The organism is Thermomicrobium sp., from assembly GCF_053493975.1.
Window position 1 is genome coordinate 59,218 of record NZ_JBRBZA010000022.1, and the last position, 18,696, is coordinate 77,913.

Below are 18,696 nucleotides of genomic sequence, written 5' to 3' on the forward strand. Positions count from 1 at the left end.
CCTCACGGCTCCCCGATGATCTCGATCTCTGGCTGGAGGACGACGCCGAACCGCTCAGCGACGCGCTCCTGGACTGCCTCGAGCAGGGCCAGCGCCTCGCGCGCCGTGGCTCCGCCCAAGTTGACGAAGAAGTTGGCATGACGCTCGGAAACGACCATCTGCCCGATCCGGAACCCTTTGAGACCGGCCTGTTCGATCAGATACCCCGCATAGGTGCCAGGTGGGTTCGTGAAAACCGATCCCGCGCAAGGTCCGGTCGGCTGGTGAATGCGCCGCCAGCGCGCATGCTCCTCAGCGATGGCCGAGAGCCGGGCGGGGTCGTCCCGGAGGAGCCGCAACCGCACGCCCAACACGACCAGACTCCGCGGCTGGGACAGCACCTTGAGCGCAGTCATCCGATAGCGCGGTGTCAGCTGGTCACGAGTCCAGCGAACTATCTGTCGTGACGACAGATCGTAGAGCTCGAGATCGACGATGACGTGACCGATCTCGCCGCCGTGTGCGCCAGCATTGTTGACTACAGCACCACCGACGACACCGGGAAGGCCAGCCGCCCACTCCATCCCCGCCAGACCGTGTGCGCTCGTCCAGTGTCCGACCCAGGAAAGCGGCGCAGTCGCCGGTAGGGCGACGAGAACCGACCCGTCATCTTGGGCCGCAGCCGCGAGTTCGCCGAGACTCTCGCCCGGCGCACGGAAGACGATGACCAGCCCGCGAATCCCACCATCCCGCACCAGGAGATTGCTCCCCCCGCCGATGACGGTGACGGGCAGGCCCTCGCTTTCTGCCCAGACCAGAGCGCCCTCCAGCACTGCCCGGTCGCTCGCCCGCACGAGGAAGTCGGCCGGTCCACCGATCCGGAAGGTCGTGTAGCGGGCTAGGGGCTCGCTCACCAACACGCGCAGCGAGCGTCCATCGACCGTCACCACTCGGCTGCGCTCAGCCCGCGTCGGCATCGATACGCCCCTCTCGCAGCCAGACAGCCGCTTTCCAGATGTCTCCTGCCCCGAGCACCAGGACCACGTCACCCGCCCGCATCGCGGCACCGACCGTTTCGGCAGCTGCTGCCGGATCAGGCACGGCGATGGCCGGAATGCGGCGAATCGCTCCGGCCAGGGCCGCTGCATCGACACCGGCGAGCGGTCGCTCGCGTGCCGCGTAAATCTCGGCGACGACGGCCAGATCGGCCAGTTCCAGCGCCTGCGCGAACTCGGTGAGAAAGCGCGCCGTCCGGCTATAGGTATGCGGCTGGAACACCGCCCAAAGACGGGCCGCGGGAAAACGTTCCCGGGCTGCGGCGATCGTCGCAGCGATCTCCCGCGGGTGATGCGCATAGTCCAAGATCACGCGCACCCCATTCACCATGCCCACCTCTTCGAAGCGTCGCCCGACACCGCTGAAGCGTTCCAGTGCCTGCACTGCGATCTCCAGTGGCACCCCGCACTGGACAGCAGCCGCTGTCGCCGCGGCTGCGTTCAGACGATTGTGCCTGCCAGGGACAGCCAGTGCGAGTGGCCAGGTCGCACCGCTCGGATCGCGCAGCGAGCCATCGGGCAAGACCCGATAGGCGGCTTCGGCAGTTTCGCCGAAGGTCACCACTCGCTGGCCGCGTGCCTGGAGGTCGTCGGCCAGTACACGAGCGACCGGGTCGTCGGCCGAAACGACGGCTGTCCCACCCGGACGCAGGCGAGCGAGGAAACGCCGAAAGGCACGGGCGACGCTCGCTCGGTCGGGGAACAGATCGGGGTGATCATGGTCGACGTTCAACACGACAGCGATGTCCGGCTCGAGGAAAAGAAAGCTGTAGTCGTACTCGTCCGCCTCGACGACGAACAGATTCCGGCCGGGCAGCCGCGCGCACGTACCGCCGAGATCGCGCACCTCCGCTCCGATTGCGAACCCGGGAGCGAGCCCAGCCGTGTCGAGAGCGAGCGCGATCATGCCACAGGTGGTGCTCTTGCCGTGCGTCCCGGCGACCGCGATCGTCCGGTAACTGGCTGCCAGCCAACCGAGCAGTGCGGCTCGCTTGACGATCGGAATGCGCTGAGCCGCGAAGGCGGCGACCTCGGGATGCTGGGCCCGCACCGCGCTGGTCACGACGAGCAGGTGCGCGTCCTGGGCGTGGCGCTCGTCATGACCGACGGAGACCGGGATGCCGCGAGCTACCAGTCGGTCGAGGACCGGTGACCAGGCAGCATCGCAGCCGGTGACGCAATAGCCGCGATCAGCCAGCAGTTCGGCCAAGCCGCTCATCCCGGCACCGCCGATGCCGAGGAAGTGGATCGGTAAGCCCGGCTGAAGATGGCTCAAGTGCGCCGGCCACCTCATCGATGACGTCCTCCCGCTCGCGGCGCCATCCGGCGTCGACCGTGCCGGCCAAAACGGCGCAACGAGACGGCCAGCGGAGCGTGCCGCGGGCGCTCTCGTGGTGCAGCGGACGCCGGCATGGGCCGGGGCAGCGTGACCCGCGAGATGTTGACCAGGATTCCTGCTGCCGCGAGCGATGTGACGAGCGAGGAGCCACCGTAGCTCACGAAGGGAAGCGGAATACCGGTGAACGGGAGCACCGAGCTGATCCCACCGGCATTGATCAACGCTTGACTGACGAGCCAGCTGGTGATTCCCACCGCGAGGATTCCCCCGAAGCGATCGGGCGCCCGCCGCGCGATACCGAGTCCGCGCCAGGCGAGAACCAAGAAGAGGAGGAGCAAGACGAGACAGCCGACGACACCGAGTTCCTCGCCGACGACGGCGAAAATGGCGTCGTTGTGGGCGTGCGGCAACCATTGGAACTTCTGCCGCCCCATCCCGAGCCCGACTCCGAACCAACCACCACCCCCGAAGGCCAGGCGAGCCTGGGCGATCTGCCAACCGAGCGTGCGGAGAAGCCCGTTGGGATCGAACAGTTCCTGATCCGAGCTGAAGAGGACGAGGATGCGGTCCCGTCGGTAGGGAGCACCGAAAGCCAGTACCGTCCCTGCCACCAGAGCGATACCACCCAAGAGCAAGGTATGACGCAGCGTGGCACCTGCAGCGAAGAACATGGCCAGGCCAGTGAAGCCCAGGACGATGGCCGTTCCCAGGTCCGGCTGCAGCATCGTCAAACCACCCAGCAGACCGAGCAGGAACATGAAGGGAAGCACGCCGAGGTCGAAACGCCGGATCCGCTCTCCCTTGCTCGCCAACCAACGCGCCAAGTAGAGCACCAGCGCGAGCTTGGCCATCTCCGACGGTTGGAACGAGAGCGGTCCGAGCTCGATCCAGCGCTGGGCACCCAGTCGCGTGTCACCGAAGCCGGGCAGGAGCACGAGCGTCATGAGCCCGAGCGCACTGAGGAGAGCCAGGACCGCGAGCCGCCGCCAGATCCGGTAATCCAGTGCCGCCGTGACGACCGCCGCGAGCGCCCCCAGCGCCAGCCAGATCGCGTGGCGCACTGCGAAACCCGGGTCGCTCCCCACGCTGGCGCTGAAGACCATCACCATCCCGAAAGTGACGAGCGCCAGCAAGGTGAGGAGCAAGACCAGATCAGGCTCATGCGCTCGGCGATGCTCGCCCGGCACCGCGAGAGCATCCGCGACGCGACGGAGGCGCCTGCGCATCAGTCACCTCCCCGCTCGCGGACGAGCTGCCGGACCGCTTCGCGGAACGACTCGCCACGATGGAACTCGTCCCGGAACAACCCGAAGCTGGCGCAGCCCGGCGAAAGGAGGACGACCGCACCCGGCTCCGCGAGTTCCGCTGCCCGACGCACCGCCTCGTCCATCGACCGGTACGGTCCCTCGACGCGCGCACCTGCCGCGCGCAGTGCTGCTTGGTAACCCGGCGTCGCGGTACCGTCCAGCAGCACGACCGCCCGCACCTGCTGCGCGACTGCCTCAGCCAACTCGGCGAGCGAGACTCCTTTGGCTGCCCCTCCACCGATGAGCACGATCGGACGCCCCCGGAAAGTCGCCAATGCGGCCAGGACCGCCGTTGGAGCGGTCGCGGCCGAGTCGTTGACGAAGTCGACTGTGCCCAAACGCGCGACATGCTCCAGGCGATGCGGCACCGGCTCGGCTTCGCGCAACGCTGCCGCGACGTGCTCGCGGCTGGCACCACGCAGCAGCGCGGCGGCGGCCGCGGCGAGCGCGTTGCTTACCGCATGCTCCCCCATCAGAGGGAAGTCACTCCGGCGCAGCAGTTCCTGCTCCTCGCCGTCCCAGCGCCAGATCAGGCGATCGTCGCGCCAGAAAGCACCCGCACTCACCTCGTCATCGCGCCCGAAGGGGACGACTTTCCCGCGACCCGCATCGCGGCAGGACCACGCGACCGGATCGTCGCGGTTCACGATGAACCAATCACCCGGTCCCTGATGACGGGCGATCGCGCGCTTGGCATCGATGTACGCCTCGAAGGAGGGATACCGGTCGAGGTGATCCGGTGAGATCGAGGTGAGCACGGCGATATGAGGACTCATGCCATGCTCGTCGAGCCCCTCCAGTTGCCAACTCGAGAGTTCCAACACCACCGGCGTGTCCGGCTCGATTCCCGGCAAGGCTTCCAGCGCTGAGCGCCCCAGGTTCCCAGCCAACACCGTGTCCGGGCGCCATTGCCGGAGAATCGCTGCGCAGAGCGTCGCGGTCGTCGTTTTGCCCTTGGTGCCGGTGACGCCCACGATCGGCGCCGGGCAGGCGCGGAAAAACAGCGTCATCTCCATCTCGATCCGCGCTCCAGCAGCACGGGCGAGCGCCAGCCAGGGAGACTCGCGCGGCACCGCTGGATTGCGCACGACGATCTCGGCTCGCTCGAAGTCCTCACGCCGGTGTTCCCCGAGGACGAGCCGAACCGGCAAGCCAGCGAGTGCGCGGAGGCTCGGCGCGAGTTGCTCTGCCGGGCGGAGGTCGGTGACCGTCACCTCGGCTCCCTGCTCGACCAGCCAGCGCGCGACACCGAGACCACCCGAACGCGTTCCCAGCCCCATCACCAGAACACGCTTGCCGCGAAGGTCGAGCGGTGCAGGCGCGTCCATCGCTCCCCCTCGCTCACACCAGCGCCAGCGCGATGCCCAGGAGTCCGGCCATCATACTGATCAACCAAAAGCGCATCGTGATCTGCGTCTCCGACCAGCCGATCAGTTCGAAGTGATGGTGGAGCGGCGCCATGCGGAGGAGCCGCTTACCCTTCGTCAGCTTGAAATAAGCGACCTGCAGGATGACCGAAAGCGCCTCTGCGACGAAGACGATACCGATGACCGGCAGCAGGAGCCATTGGCCGGTCATGAAGGCTGCGGTCGCCAGTGCTGCACCGAGGGCCAAGGAGCCGGTATCCCCCATGAAGACCTGCGCTGGATGCGCGTTGTACCAGAGAAAACCCAAGATCGCGCCGACCATGGTGAAGCAAAACGTCACGACCTGGATCTGTCCCTGGAGGAACGCGATGATCCCGTAGGCGGTGAAAGCGACCGCCGCGGTTCCCCCCGCCAGCGTATCGAGCCCATCGGTCAAGTTCACGGCATTGGCTGTTCCGGCGATCGCCAGGACAGCGATCGGCAGGTACCAAAGGCCGATCTCGAATTTGCCGAGGAACGGAATATAGATACTGCGCAGACCGAGCGGAAAATGCAGCACGAGCGCGGCAGCGAGCGAGAAAAGGAGCAGCCAGGCCATCTTGAAGCGAGCCGTCATCCCGCCGCGACCGGTGGTCACCAGACTCAACCGGTCATCGATCGCACCGAGCACCGCAGTGCCGATCAGGACGCCGAGCGGCAAGAGCATGGACAGTCGCCCGGCCAAGTTGAAAAGGAGCGTCAACAGGATGACCGGCACCGTGATCATGAAGCCGCCCATGGTCGGTGTTCCCAGTTTGGTCAGATGACCTTCCGGCCCTTCCAACCGGATCTGCTTACCGATCTTGTGTCGCCGCAGCCAGGCGATGTACGGCTTGCCGATCCCGACCGTGATGACGAAGGCCACACCGGAGAGCGCGAGCGACAGCGCCAGGTTCTCTCCTGGATCGCGCGGCAAGACGCTACGCGTCCGCAGGAATTCCAAGAGTTCTAACACCATGCCTGCTCCACTCCGCTGGCGCCGCGCAGCGCCTCCACGATCTGCTCCATCCGCATCCCGCGAGCTCCCTTGATCAGCACGAAATCGCCCGGGCGCAGCGTCTCCCGCAGGACAGCCACCAACTCGCGACGGTCATCGGTCGCAAAGACCCGCTCCGGCTCCAGTCCGGCCTCGATCGCCGCTTCGGCGATCCAGCGTGCCCGCGGCCCCAACGTGAACAACCGATCGACGACCGCAGCGGCCCGTCGCCCCACCATCCGGTGTCCTTCCTCCTCGTACCAGCCGAGCTCGTACATGTCACCGAAGACGGCGATCCGCCGCTGCGCGGGAATTTCCGCCAAGAGCGAGAGCGCCGCCATGCAGGAAGCCGGGCTGGCATTGTAGGTGTCGTCGAGCAGGGTGGCTCCGTTGATACCCGGCACCGTGAGCAGTCGCACTTGGACACGTGGATCGTGGAAACCGGGAAGCATCTCCTCGAGCGTCAAGCCGAACTCGTAGCCGACCGCGATCGCTGCCAGCGCATGATGGACACTGTGCTGGCCGAGCAACGGCAACCGGACGCGGTTGCGCTCCCCGAAGGCGACGAGGTCGAAGGAGATCCCATCCAATCCCCGACTTTCGATCTCCTCGGCGCGGACGTGGCAGTCGGGAGAGAGCCCGTAGAGGAGGACACGGGCTGACGTTCGCTCAGTCATCAACCGTACCCGGAAATCGTCACCATTCAGAACAGCGACACCGTCCTCGGGAAGCGACTCGGGAAGTTCGGCGATGCTTTGGGCGATCCGTTCGATCGTCCCCATGCGGGCCAGGTGCGCATAGGAGACGTTGGTGACCACCCCGATGCGTGGCTCAGCCAACGCGCACAGTTCCCGCACTTCTCCTAGGCGGTAGGCCTCCCCGAACTCCAGCACGACGACATCGGTGTCCGGGTCGATCGTCAAGAGATCGAGTGCGACCCCGACATCGGTATTGAAACTCGCCCGACTCCGTACGACTCGAAAGCGCTGAGCCAGAACCGACGCGATCGCCTCCTTGGTGCTGGTCTTGCCCACGCTTCCAGTCACGGCCACTACCGGGACAGTGAAAAGGCGCCGCCAGTAACTGGCGAGGCGAAGCAGAGCGGCCAGGCTGTCATCCACCACGATCAACGGAATGCCCAGATCGGCCAACTCCTCCGCCCGGCGTGCCTCGACCAGTGCTCCTGCCGCTCCCCGGCGCACCGCATCAGCGACGAAATCGTGCCCATCGTGTCGCTCACCGCGCAGCGCAACGAAGAGATCACCCGGCTCGACCGTCCGCGAATCATGCCAGACGCGCCGGAAGAGCAGCTCAGGTGCCGCCGAGCCACGCAGAACGCCGGCCGTCCCGTCCAGGACATCGCGCAGGCTGATCATGGCTGGCTCCCTCCCGAGGGGATGCTCGTCACCGGTTGGGACGGAGGGATCCCCTTCAGCAAGAGAAGCTGGCGAAACAACTCGCCGAAGGCCGGGCCAGCGGCCCGCTCACCCCAAGGCGAGCCCTTGGGCCGGTCGATCTTGACCAGGACGCAGAAGCGCGGGTCGTCCACCGGCCCGTAGCCGACTACCGAGGCGATCGTCGCACCTTCGCCACGCTCGTACCCCTGCGGACCAGGTATCTCCGCTGTTCCCGTCTTGGCTGCGATCCGGTAACCTGGAACCGCAAAGCGCCCAGCGTAGCTGTCCATCACCTCAGCGAGCATCGCGGTGAGCGTGCGCGCCGTTTCCTCGTTGATCACCCGTCGGACCGGCTGCGGCTGGGTCACCTCGACGCGATCCCCTCGGCGGATTTCCTGGACGACGTACGGTCGCATCAGCACACCACCATTGGCGATCGCCGCCACCGCCGTGACGAGCTGGAGCGGTGTCACCGCGATCCCTTGCCCGAACGAGGTCGTATAAAACGTCGTCAGCGACCAGCCTGGATGTCCTGGCAGATTGACGATCCCGCCGACCTCACCAGGGAGGTCGACGCCGGTCGGCTGGCCGAATCCGAAACGCTGAATTCCTTCCGCGAACCGGTCTGGCCCCAGCCGGTCAGCCACTTCCATCGCACCGACGTTACTCGAATGGATCAGCACCTCGGTCATCGTCTCCGGACCGAACACTTGGTGGAGCGCATTGAAAATCCTCGTCCCATCAGGCAACTCTCGGTATGCTCCACCATCGACCACCGTCTCCGGCTGAACCACACCAGCGTCCAGCCCGAGCGCCATGGTGATGACTTTGAAGGTCGAACCCGGCTCGTAGGCTGCTCCGATCGCCGGATTGGCGAAGAGCGACGGATCGGTCACTTCACGGAACCGGTTGGGATCGAACGAAGGCCGGTTCGCCATCGCCAGGATGGCCCCGGTACGCACGTCCATCACGATGATCGTTCCACCAGCCGCGCGCTGGTCCTGGATCGTCCGTTCGAGAATCGACTCGGCCAGGTATTGCACGGCACTGTCGATGGTCAACACGAGCGTCGCACCGTCCTGCGGTGGATTCCAGGAACTGGGCGCCAACGCGATGACGTTTCCCGCTAGGTCACGCTCACCGACCAGCTGGCCAGGGACACCGCCGACCACCGCATCGTATTGGGCTTCCAAACCGTAGGCGCCGCGGTACTCCCAATTGACGAAGCCGAGGACCTGGGAGGCGAAGTCACCCATCGGATAGGCCCGCTTCGGCTCGGGGTCGAGCACGATCCCTGGCAGGTCGAGCGCTCGGATCTGGGCGGAAACGGCCGGATCGAGCTGGCGCTGGAGCACCACCCACTCGCGACCCGGCTGAGTGAGCGCGTCCAGGATCTCCTGAGCCGGTCGCCCGATGAGGGGAGCGAGGAGCTGAGCTGTCCGTTGCGGATCCTCGACCTCGCGCACGATCGCCGAGACACGATCGGCCGGCACGTCGGTCGCCAGCACCCGCCCACGCGCATCCAGGATCTCGCCACGGTGAGCCGGTACGACATCCTCGCGGAAACGGAACGCCTCGGCGCGCTGCGCGAGCACCGGCCCCTGGAGCACCGCGAACGAGAGGACCCGATAACCGATTCCGGTCGCCAGGAGCACGAGCGCCGCGAAGATCACTCGGAGTCGCCACGTCGCGAGTTCGCTCATGGTGTCGTCTCCGCCTCCGCATGACCGACCCCGAGCAGCGCGTCCTGCACCCGTTGCCACCAAGCTCGCTCGCTCCTCGGTGGAGGAACCGGGGTGGGCAAGGGAGCCGGTCGCGCCAAACGCAGCGACTCCGCCTTGCGGAGCGGCACCATGCCGTACTCGCGCCGAGCGAGCTCCTCCACGCGAGCGAGCGACTGTTGCCGCGCCAGCTCGTAGCGGAGAGCAGCTACTTCCAGCGCCACCTGATCGCGATTCCGCTGGAGCCGCGTCAGCTCGTAGCCCAGCTCGACTACCCGGCTGGTTTGTTCCAAGTAGAGCAGGCAGAGTCCGCCTAACGCCGCGACCAGGACCAGCAAGACACCGAGCCAGGCACGACTGCGCCGCGGGGCTACTCGCCTTCCCACCAGCGTCGGCCGTACCGGTGCAGCAGCGCGATCGACCGGTTCAGCGACCATCGTCCGCTATCCGCTCGGCAGCCCGCAGCCGGGCACTCCGGCTGCGCGGATTGCGTGCGATCTCTTCCGCGCTCGGGCGCACCGGACGCGGCGTGAGGAGACGCAAGCGCGGCCGGTGCCCACAGATGCAGACTGGCGTGTCCGGCGGGCAGAGGCACGCCGCTGCCTCGCGCCGGAAGAACTGCTTGACGAGACGGTCTTCCAGCGAGTGGAAAGCGATCACCACCAGCCGCCCGCCGGGACGCAAGAGTTCCACCGCTTGCGCCAGCCCGGCAGCGAGCGCCTCGAGTTCCTGATTGACCGCGATACGCAAGGCTTGGAACACGCGCGTCGCGGGATGGATCCGCTCGCGCCGCCCACCGGCGACGCGCTCGACCAAAGCGGCTAGTTGGGTCGTCGTCTCGATCGGCTGGCGCGCGCGCTCGGCGACGATCGCTCGGGCGATGGCCCACGCCCGCGGCTCTTCCCCGTACTTCCAGAAGAGTTCGGCCAGTTCCTCGGCCGACCAGGTGTTGACGATGACGGCCGCTGGTCGACCGCTGGTGGGATCGAAGCGCATGTCCAGCGGCCCCGCCAACTGAAAGGAAAAACCCCGAGCTGGGTCGGCCAGTTGGTCGGAACTCAAGCCGAGATCGAAAAGGATCCCGTCGACCGGAACGAATCCGTGCGACTGGGCGAGACGCGCCACATCGCGGAAGTTACCATGGCAGGGCAGGAGCCGGCCCGGGTAGCGCTCAGCCAGCGCGCGAGCACGAGCCACCGCAACCGGATCGGCATCGATGGCGAGCACCTGCCCGTTCGGTGCGCTGGCCTCCAGGATGGCGCGGCTGTGCCCACCACCGCCGAAAGTCGCATCGATGTAGCGGCCGCCATCGCGGGGTGCGAGAAAGGTCAGCACAGCGCTCAGCAGGACCGGCTCGTGCGTGGTCGACAGCGGGTCCTCCAGGGTGGGTAACGCGCGTTCGCTCATGCCCGGCTCGCCTCCTTTCTCAGATCAGCGTCGCCAGGCGTTGGGCGATCGACGGCCCCTCGGCGGCCAGGAGTTCGGCTTGAGCAGCCCAGTTCTCCGGGCTCCAGATCTCGACGTAGGAATGAACACCGACGACGATCGCTTCCCGCTCCAGGCCAGCGTACGCGCGGAGCTCGGGTGGCAGGAGGATGCGGCCTTGCCGATCGAACTCGACCACTGTCGCCTCGGCAAAGACCATGCGTCGGAAGGCACGAGCATCCGGATCGCTGATGGAGAGGGCAGAAACCTTCTCGGCGAGCGGCTGCCAGGAGTCCATCGGGTACAACGTGAGGCACCGATCGATCCCGCGCGTCAGGACACCTTGGCCGCGGAAGGCTTCGCGAAACCGGGCGGGGATCGCTAACCGCCCCTTGTCGTCGATCGTATGGGTGAAACGGCCGAGGAACACCGCTCTACCCTCGTTCGTCAAGCCTGCGGGGGAACGGCCGCGCGGCACTTTTCCACAAGAGCCCCCACTTATCCCCACCTTCCCCCACAGTTGTCCACAAGCATATGCACGGACACCCCACCATGCAAGATTCTTCTGTCAAATCTGGCTGGTGTCCGGACGGAGTGTACGGACGAATCATCGCCTGGCTGAACGCCACCGGGAGAGCTGAATCGAGCAATCCAGCCCGTCGTCCAGGAAAGACGCTCTCCGCCCCTCCCGTGTTCGCCGATCGAGTTCCTGATGCCCCACCTTTGCGCAGACCAGCCGCGCGGTGAGCGACGCTCGCTCATCAGCCGTGCACCATTGCGCGCCGCCCCTCTGCGCTGCTCTTTCCGGCTCTCCCGCTCACCGGCATCCGCCTGCCCAGCGAGCCGGCGACGACCCCGCACGGCACTGGACACAGGCCTCGTTGCGCGCGACGCTCCAGCGAACTCGACCAGCTCGTCGCTCTCGTCACCAGTGGACTGGGCGAGGCTCCGCCACGAGCGGCTGGCAGAAATGGCCGGTCGAGCGGCGGGAACCATGCGCTGCGAAAAGCTCCGACCAGCTGCCCGGCATTCGGGCAGTGCGTCTCGTTCAGTGACACGCCGCGCCGCGACCACGCGTTGTCCGGCGCCGTTCCGGACGAGCGCCGATCCAGGACACTGGCTTTCCCACTTGGGCACGGCAACGACCCCGTTGCCATCCGGTGCTCGCGACACGTCGACCGCGACCACAGCGCTCGTTCGCGAGTCGAGGAGCAGGCGTGTCACTCCGGAAACACTTGCTGGAACTCGCTGTCCCATGGATACTGCGGGCGGCAACGGAGGTGCACGGCGATGATCGCTTGGCAACGCTCTCTTCCCGAGGCGCTCGAACTGGCTGGTCGCGAGCGACGACCGGTCCTCGCCTATGTCTGGAAAGACGGCTGACGAGGCTGCGCGCGGCTGGAAGCCGCGACCTTCGCTGATCCAACGGTCCAGGCAGCGATCGCCCAGCGGTTCGTTCCGCTCTCGCTCGATCTCCTGCGCGATCCCCGGGACTGGATTCGCCCACTCGGAGTCATCTGGACTCCGACGATCCTCTTTCTCGACCGGCGCGGAGCTGTCCGCTACCAGAGTCCGGACTTCTTGCCAGCCGATCTCTTCCTCGATCTCCTCGACCTCGGCGAGGGGCATGTGGCCTTGCACTGGGCGCGCTTCCGCGACGCCATCGAGCTGTTCCAGCGTGTCGCCACGCGACAGCCCCCCAGTGCCTGGGCAGCGGAAGCCATCTATTGGTGGGGTGTCGCCGTCTACTTGGCGACGCGCTCTCGCGAACAGCTCGATGGAGTTTGGGAACACCTCCGCGCTCGCTTTCCCGAGAGTATCTGGGCAGCCCGCACACGCCACGCGTGACCCACACCGGTCCAGCAGCGACGAAGGTCCCGCACCACTCGAACCCCTTCCCGCCACCGAGGGGATCGAAACGGCCGCGGGTGGCATGCACGAGACACCCGGCGCGGCGTTCAGTCTGTCCTCGACTCGCGGCGAGACCGTTCCTCCGGCCGCTGGAGAGCTTCTGCGACGAGCTGCAAACTCGCCGTCAATTCGGCGATCCGTTGGCTGAGGCGTTCGACGGACTCGACGAGGCGATCCGCGTCCTCCGTGGATGCGGACGCCTTCGTCTGGCCACCGAGTTGCGCCTCGATCTCTACCGGAGAGACACCGGCGTGGAGCTGTTCGATGATCCAGCGGAGTCGCTCGACCGCTCGTGGTGGATAACGGCGCGATCGACCGCTGCCGACGGTCGGGATATAGGGAGCGAAGCGATCACGGTAGTAGCGGATCGTCGTTTCGGGAAGCCCCAGTCGCTGCGCGACCTCGCTGAGTGTCAGGAGCCGGTCGTCGTCCCCGTGATCGGCGCCCGGTTCGGGCGCTGCCTCGTCCAGTAGCCAACCGATCGTCTCCGCGAGTTCTCGAGGCGCCACCGGACGACCATCGGGATGAGCGAAGACCAGCGCATCGCCCGGTTGCGTTTCCGCGAGCGACTGAAGACTCCGCCAGATCAGACCGGGAATGATACACCGGTACACCCGCTCGCGCTCATCGGGGCAGAGCGCGATCCCTTGTTCGTTCCACGGCTCGAGGTCACGCCAGCGGAGTCGCGCAATGACCGGAAGCGGGCATCCACAGCCAGCCAACCAGAGCAAGAGCTGCAAGCGTGGGTCAGCCAGTTGGAGCGCAGTGGCGAGCAGGCGCCCACGCTCGGTCGTGTGAACCCGTGGTGTCGGGTCAGGAGGCTTCCCGAAGGTCGCGGGGACGACCGAGCTGAGGTCTCGCTCGAGGTAGCCGCGTTCAGCCAGGTAGCAGAGGAACGAGCGGACAGCCGCCAACTTGCGCTGGACCGTCGCTCGGGCCAGCCGGCGCTGCTCGAACGTCGCCAGCCATCGTCGGAGTACCGTCTCGTCGAGTTGCGCCAGTTCGCCTCCTAACGCAGCGAGAAATTCCCGCACGTCATGGGCATACGCACGGCGGGTGGCTGCTGGTCGACCGGCGAGCCACTCGTCGATCGTCCTGGTGAGCGAAAAGTTTCCCTGCACCGTCTCCCTCGTCGAGCAGTCTACGGGCCGAACGTACCGCCGGAATGCCACTCATTTCCTAGGAAGGAAAGCTGGTAACAACGCAGCATTCTGCCGATATTCACCAACGGATGGGCGTTCGATCACTCAGCCGAAACCGGCAACAACGGATGCTTTCGAAACCCAATTATTCCAAAACTCGGGTTCGCGATGCAGTGACGAGCCGCACGAAAGGAGAGAACGACGCATGACGGCGTATCGAGCGAAAAGTCGCGATCTGGCAGAAGCCATACGCCTGACCCCCGCCGGCCTCGAGCAGCGGCGTCAGTTCCTCGGTCTCGACGAAGCCGAGCGAGCGGAGCTCGCACGGCTCGCCCCGTGGGCAGAACGTGTCGCCGACCGCATCGCCCAGCGGTTCTATGACTACCAGTTCAGCTTCGAGCCGACTCTTCGCTTCTTCCAACGCTATGCCCAGGCGCGTGGGTTACCGCTCCAAGAGGTACGGCGTCGGCTCGAGCGGTCGCAAGCCGCCTACTTCCGCGAGATTTTCCAGGCCGCCCGTCGAGGCTTTGACCTCCAATATTTCCAGCAACGCTTGCGCATCGGTGCGCGGCACAATCTGATCGATTTGCCGATGAAGTGGTATCTCGGGAGCTATGGTCGCTATCTCGACTTCGTGCGTGCCGAGTTGCGCCGGAGCTTTCCTTTCCAACCCTGGCGCTGGTGGCGAGTCGAGCGAGCACTCGCCAAGGTCTTCAACTTGGACCAGCAAGCAGTCGTCGACGCGTTTTTCTTCGAGTTTCTCGATTCGGTCGGGTTCGATCTCTCGAGCGTCACGACCGAGCGACCGCAAGAGGATCTCTCCGACCTGTACCGTCCGCTCAAAGAGGCGGTGCGCCAAGCGATCACCGGTCTCCAGCGTACAGCCGTCCTGGCCGCCAGTATCAGCGACCGCCTGAGCGAGAGCGGCGAGCACTTGTCCCACGCCGCTGCCGAAGCGACCCAGGCCGTGCAATCGGTTTCCAGCGGCGCCGTACGCCAAAGCGATCTCCTCAGCGCAGCCGAACGAGCGATCGACGAGGTCCAGCGTGCCATCACCGAACTCGCGCGCGGCGCCAGCGCGCAGCAGCAAGCATTGCACCGGCTGGCCCAGCTGGCACAGACGCTGGCTGCCAGTATCCAAGCGGTCACCGATGCGGCACGCAGCGGAATCGCTGCGAGCGAGCGCAACGTCGCCGAAGCGACCACCGGTAGCGACACGGTGCGCCGTGCCATCGCCTCGCTCCGGCACTCCGGTGAGGGGATGCGACGCATCGGCACGCGCGTCGAGGAGATGGCGAATCTTTCCCGGCGGATCACCGCGATGGTCGAAGCGGTCGACGAGATCGCGCGGCAGACCAATCTCCTGGCCCTCAATGCCGCGATCGAGGCTGCACGGGCAGGGGAAGCTGGCAAGGGCTTCGCTGTCGTGGCAGAAGAGGTGCGCAAGCTCGCCGAGCGCTCCAGCTCGACCACTCAGGAGATCCGCGGATTGGTCGACGAGATCCTGCGCACGCTCGATGATATGGTCGCTGAAACGACGACTGGCATGCGCGAGGTCGACGAAGGAGTCGCCTTGGCGAGCGAGGCGGAAGCCGCCCTGCACCGACTCACCGAAAACGCACGACAGATCGGCGACAAGATCAGTGCGATCGGACGAGCCAGCGAAGCGATGTCCCGAGCGAAGGACGAACTGGTCGGAGAACTGGAGCGTGTTGCGCAGGTGGTCGACGGGTACACGGCCGCGACCGAGGAGATCGCATCCACGCTCACGACCGTCACCCAGCAGGTGCGCGACGTCGCGATGGTGAGCCGGGATACCAGTGCGGCAGCCGAAGCACTGGCCTCGCTCGTCGAGCAACTGGGCGAAGAGTCCGAGCGCGTCCGCCTGACGGCCGCCTCGGTCCGCGCGAACGCCGAGCAACTGGTCAGCGTGGCCCGCGCGTTCCGCCCGCTCGAGGAGAGCACGGGAACCGAGTCGAGCACGACACAACCAGCCGTCAGCGCCGCGCCCGCTGTCCTCGTTCGATGATTTCCGGGTGCTCAGCGACCCAGCGCTCAGCGAGTACGCGGGCTGTCTCTTTGTCGCCGGGAGCGAGCTGCCCCTCGATGACGAGGTCACGCAAGTAGTTTTTGACCTCAGCGATCCAGCGACCCGGTGGCAAGCCGAAGATCGCCATGAGTTCGTGCCCATCGAGCGGGCTCTTGATCTGCGCCAGCGCAGCTTCTTCTTCGAGGCGACGAATATGAGCGCGCAGGCGCTCGATCCGGGCCCGGGCCTCGCGGCGCCGCCAGGCGCGCGCGCTCGTCACGTCGGCCGCGACGAGATCGAGCAGATCCTCCAAGAGGTCGCCCGCCTCGACCATGAGACGACGCACCGCGGAGTCGGTCCACGTCTCGTCGTAGGCAGCCGGGCGCAAGTGCAGCTCGACGAGCTGTGCCACGCGCTCGATGAGCGCTTTCTCCTGGCGCAGGCGACGCAACGCTTTGCGCGCGAGCTCTGCACCCTTGACCTCGTGCCCGAAGAAGTGCACCTCGCCCTGTTCGTCGATGGTCCGCGTCATCGGCTTGGCAGCGTCGTGGAGCAGAGCCGCCCAACGTACGGCGAGACGCGGCGGGCTTTGGCGAACCACTTGCAGCGTATGGCGCCAAATGTCCTTGTGCCGCCGATCTCCCGGGTCCTCGGCCAAGGGAACCAACTCCGGCAGCACGACGGGCAAGAGCCCGGTCTGGCGCATCAGCTCCAGCCCACGATCCGGTTCCGGCGCGACGAGCAGCCGGTTCAGCTCCAGCGCGATCCGCTCCACGCTGACTCGTTGGAGTTCGCTGGCTAACTCCTGCATGGCCGAGCGCGTCTGCGCTTCGACTTCGAAACCGAGTTGTGCCGCAAAGCGGGCAGCACGCAGGATCCGAAGCGGATCCTCCCGGAACCGTTCGAAGGGGTCACCCACTGCCCGCAAAAGCCGACGCTCCAGGTCGAGCTGTCCCCCGTAGGGATCGACGAGTTCACCGGTCACCGCATGCAGGGCCATCGCGTTGACAGTGAAATCGCGGCGTGCCAGATCCTCCAGGAGGCTGTCGCCGAAGCGAACGGCGGGGCGCCGGTCCGACGTGGGATACCACTCGGTCCGATACGTCGTGATCTCGACCGTCACGCCAGCGAAGACGAGCCCGATCGTCCCGAACGCCTCCCCCACGGTATAGATGCTTTCCGCGCCTGCTTCCTCGCCGAGACGTTTCGTCTCTTCTGGATGCGCCGACGTAGCGTAATCGAGATCGGTCACTGGTCGGCCCAGGAGGAGATCGCGAACGACGCCACCGACGAGGTACAGGTCGTGGCCGGCAGCAGCGAACGAGCGGGCCAGGCGGTCGTTGATATCGTGCAGCGCTGGCGGAAGCCGCTCCAAGAGCGATGGCTCGGGACGAGTCTCGACTGGCATGCTGCTCGGCTCGCTCATCGCTCCGCTCGTTCCCAGCACACCCGGTCATTGTACTCGAGCGCCGGCCCCCCATCCTCGCCACGTCTCGCAGGAGCACGCCGCAGCGGGTGGTGCCAGCCGCTGGGAAACCGATGACCGATCACCGACGACCGGTGATCGCCAGCGGCCATGGGATCATGATCCGTTCTCGGAAAAGGCTCCCTGTCGGAGCGTGGTGGAACGACTGCGTTCTCGCCGGTGACGCCTGTACCCCTCATGAGGTCCGGAAATTGGGACCAATCGGTGACTCCCGAGCTGGCCTCGTCCGCCGACACTCTTTGCTGAGGGTCACACCGGTCACGTATACTGTCTGGTAGGTGCCGAACCGGGACGAGGTGACGTGGAAGCTCTCGCGACGAAGACGATGCTGCTCCTGCGGCTGGATGCGAACGGGCGCGTCCTCGAGGCCAGCCCGAGTGACCTCGTGCCAGTCGGCACGCTGCTCAGCGACGCGGTGCTTCCCGGCGATCGCGCAGCCGTCGAGGCGATGCTCCGGGCTGCTCGTCGCGGTGAGCCAGCCTGGGGGACGGTGACGCTCCAACGAGACAGCACGCTTCAGCGCTGCGACGTCGCCTGCATTCCGGGCGAACTGGGAACGAGCCGCTGGCTGCTGCGCCTGCGAGCAGACGATGCGCTTCCGCCCTTCGAGGACGAGGAAGAACTCGAGCGCTGGCTGGGCCGTTTCCTCATCCGCGAAATCGAGATCGGACTGCTGGTCTTCGACCGAGCTGCGTTGCTGCGTTACCGGAACGCTCCCGCTGTCCGGTTCCTGACCGGTCGAGAATCGGCGCTTCCGCTGGGGACGCCGTGGTCGGTCGTGGTCGAGCGTCTGCTCGACGACTTCCCCTCGGCGAGAGCGGTGATCGATGCCCTGCACGCGAGCGTGGCAGAAGGTCGCGCGCTTCACCAACTCGAACTCGAGCGCCGCGACGGTGCCGTTCTCAGCCTGGACTACCTTCCGGTGCATGTCGGTCAGGAGACAGTCGCCCACGTCTTGCGCATGCGCGACATCACGCTCCGTCGGCGAGCCGAACGCCGGGCCGCATCGGCCGAGCAGCGCTACCGCGACCTGGTCGAGCTCGTGCCGGTCGTCGTCTATCGCACGCCCCTCGGTGATCACGCGGCGAGTGCATACGTGAGCCCGCAGATCGAGAGCCTGCTCGGTTATACCCCGGAGGAATGGCTGGCGGAGCCCGGGATGTGGCTGCGCCATCTCCATCCGGAGGATCGCGCCTGGGTGACAGAAGCGATCGCTCGTGTGGTGGAGCAAGGCGGCGAGTTCTCGCACGAGTACCGGATGATCCGCCGCGACGGCTCGTTCGTCTGGGTCCAGGATTGGGGACGGGTCCGGACGGACGAGACCGGGGGTGCCTTCATCCACGGCATCCTCCTCGACATCACCGCGCGCAAGGAGGCCGATCGGGCACGAGCGGAAGCCGAGGCACGGTTGCGGGCGTTGGTCGAGGCGATGCCCGCAGTCCTCTACGTCTGTGAGCCTGAACCGATCAGGCTCCCCGATGGGCTGCTCTGCTATCCGTTCCTCTATCTCAACGACCAAGTCG

The 18,696-nt window shown here is 66.3% G+C and carries 15 protein-coding genes; 3 read left to right on the forward strand and 12 right to left on the reverse strand.

Translation table 11 applies throughout. The annotated features are described in order from the left end of the window. Nucleotides 1-2: 2 nt before the first annotated feature. The 10 genes from murB to mraZ are packed head-to-tail and all read right to left on the reverse strand — an operon-like array spanning nucleotide 3 to nucleotide 11,035. The gene (gene murB / locus ACWIVK_RS04770; protein ID WP_448575433.1) at nucleotides 3-956 is read right to left on the reverse strand and encodes a UDP-N-acetylmuramate dehydrogenase; all 954 of its coding nucleotides are present in this window, start codon (nucleotides 954-956) and stop codon (nucleotides 3-5) included. Continuing rightward, the gene (gene murC, locus ACWIVK_RS04775) at nucleotides 940-2,328 is read right to left on the reverse strand and encodes a UDP-N-acetylmuramate--L-alanine ligase (protein ID WP_448575434.1); all 1,389 of its coding nucleotides are present in this window, start codon (nucleotides 2,326-2,328) and stop codon (nucleotides 940-942) included. Before murC ends, murB begins: the two co-directional genes overlap by 17 nt. Next, nucleotides 2,325-3,599, reverse strand: coding sequence for a putative lipid II flippase FtsW (gene ftsW / locus ACWIVK_RS04780; protein ID WP_448575435.1), 1,275 nt, complete (start codon nucleotides 3,597-3,599; stop codon nucleotides 2,325-2,327). Before ftsW ends, murC begins: the two co-directional genes overlap by 4 nt. Beyond that, the gene (murD, locus tag ACWIVK_RS04785; protein WP_448575436.1) at nucleotides 3,599-5,008 is read right to left on the reverse strand and encodes a UDP-N-acetylmuramoyl-L-alanine--D-glutamate ligase; all 1,410 of its coding nucleotides are present in this window, start codon (nucleotides 5,006-5,008) and stop codon (nucleotides 3,599-3,601) included. Before murD ends, ftsW begins: the two co-directional genes overlap by 1 nt. Before the next feature lie 13 nt (nucleotides 5,009-5,021). Continuing rightward, nucleotides 5,022-6,044 carry a phospho-N-acetylmuramoyl-pentapeptide-transferase gene (gene mraY / locus ACWIVK_RS04790; RefSeq protein WP_448575437.1) on the reverse strand — a complete coding sequence of 341 codons (1,023 nt, stop codon included), beginning with the start codon at nucleotides 6,042-6,044 and terminating at the stop codon, nucleotides 5,022-5,024. Then, nucleotides 6,035-7,438 carry a UDP-N-acetylmuramoyl-tripeptide--D-alanyl-D-alanine ligase gene (locus ACWIVK_RS04795; protein WP_448575438.1) on the reverse strand — a complete coding sequence of 468 codons (1,404 nt, stop codon included), beginning with the start codon at nucleotides 7,436-7,438 and terminating at the stop codon, nucleotides 6,035-6,037. The genes mraY and ACWIVK_RS04795 overlap by 10 nt, the downstream gene beginning before the upstream one ends. After that, the gene (locus tag ACWIVK_RS04800; protein ID WP_448575439.1) at nucleotides 7,435-9,162 is read right to left on the reverse strand and encodes a peptidoglycan D,D-transpeptidase FtsI family protein; all 1,728 of its coding nucleotides are present in this window, start codon (nucleotides 9,160-9,162) and stop codon (nucleotides 7,435-7,437) included. The genes ACWIVK_RS04795 and ACWIVK_RS04800 overlap by 4 nt, the downstream gene beginning before the upstream one ends. Next, the gene (locus ACWIVK_RS04805) at nucleotides 9,159-9,617 is read right to left on the reverse strand and encodes an FtsB family cell division protein (RefSeq protein ID WP_448575440.1); all 459 of its coding nucleotides are present in this window, start codon (nucleotides 9,615-9,617) and stop codon (nucleotides 9,159-9,161) included. Before ACWIVK_RS04805 ends, ACWIVK_RS04800 begins: the two co-directional genes overlap by 4 nt. Next, a complete protein-coding gene (gene rsmH / locus ACWIVK_RS04810) occupies nucleotides 9,607-10,587 on the reverse strand; it encodes a 16S rRNA (cytosine(1402)-N(4))-methyltransferase RsmH (RefSeq protein ID WP_448575441.1) in 981 nt (326 codons plus the stop codon). The genes ACWIVK_RS04805 and rsmH overlap by 11 nt, the downstream gene beginning before the upstream one ends. Before the next feature lie 19 nt (nucleotides 10,588-10,606). After that, nucleotides 10,607-11,035 (reverse strand): division/cell wall cluster transcriptional repressor MraZ, encoded by a 429-nt coding sequence (gene mraZ, locus ACWIVK_RS04815; RefSeq protein WP_448575442.1) that lies wholly within the window; start codon nucleotides 11,033-11,035, stop codon nucleotides 10,607-10,609. 1,151 nt (nucleotides 11,036-12,186) lie between these two features. On the opposite strand from mraZ, the gene ACWIVK_RS04820 reads away from it, so the two are divergent. Continuing rightward, nucleotides 12,187-12,453, forward strand: coding sequence for a tetratricopeptide repeat protein (locus ACWIVK_RS04820; RefSeq protein WP_448575443.1), 267 nt, complete (start codon nucleotides 12,187-12,189; stop codon nucleotides 12,451-12,453). Nucleotides 12,454-12,563: 110 nt separating this feature from the next. Here the strand turns inward: ACWIVK_RS04820 and ACWIVK_RS04825 are convergent, their stop codons facing one another. After that, a complete protein-coding gene (locus ACWIVK_RS04825) occupies nucleotides 12,564-13,637 on the reverse strand; it encodes a MerR family transcriptional regulator (protein WP_448575444.1) in 1,074 nt (357 codons plus the stop codon). Between the two features lie 226 nt (nucleotides 13,638-13,863). Between ACWIVK_RS04825 and ACWIVK_RS04830 the strand changes: the two genes are divergently transcribed. Continuing rightward, nucleotides 13,864-15,687 (forward strand): methyl-accepting chemotaxis protein, encoded by a 1,824-nt coding sequence (locus ACWIVK_RS04830; RefSeq protein WP_448575445.1) that lies wholly within the window; start codon nucleotides 13,864-13,866, stop codon nucleotides 15,685-15,687. On the opposite strand, the gene ACWIVK_RS04835 is transcribed toward ACWIVK_RS04830, so the two are convergent. Then, on the reverse strand, nucleotides 15,656-17,113 hold the full coding sequence (locus ACWIVK_RS04835; RefSeq protein ID WP_448575446.1) for a CCA tRNA nucleotidyltransferase: 1,458 nt from the start codon (nucleotides 17,111-17,113) through the stop codon (nucleotides 15,656-15,658). The two genes, ACWIVK_RS04830 and ACWIVK_RS04835, sit on opposite strands and share 32 nt — an antisense overlap. A 361-nt stretch (nucleotides 17,114-17,474) precedes the next feature. On the opposite strand from ACWIVK_RS04835, the gene ACWIVK_RS04840 reads away from it, so the two are divergent. After that, nucleotides 17,475-18,696: PAS domain-containing protein (locus tag ACWIVK_RS04840; RefSeq protein WP_448575447.1), on the forward strand; the 1,222-nt coding region annotated here is incomplete at its 3' end.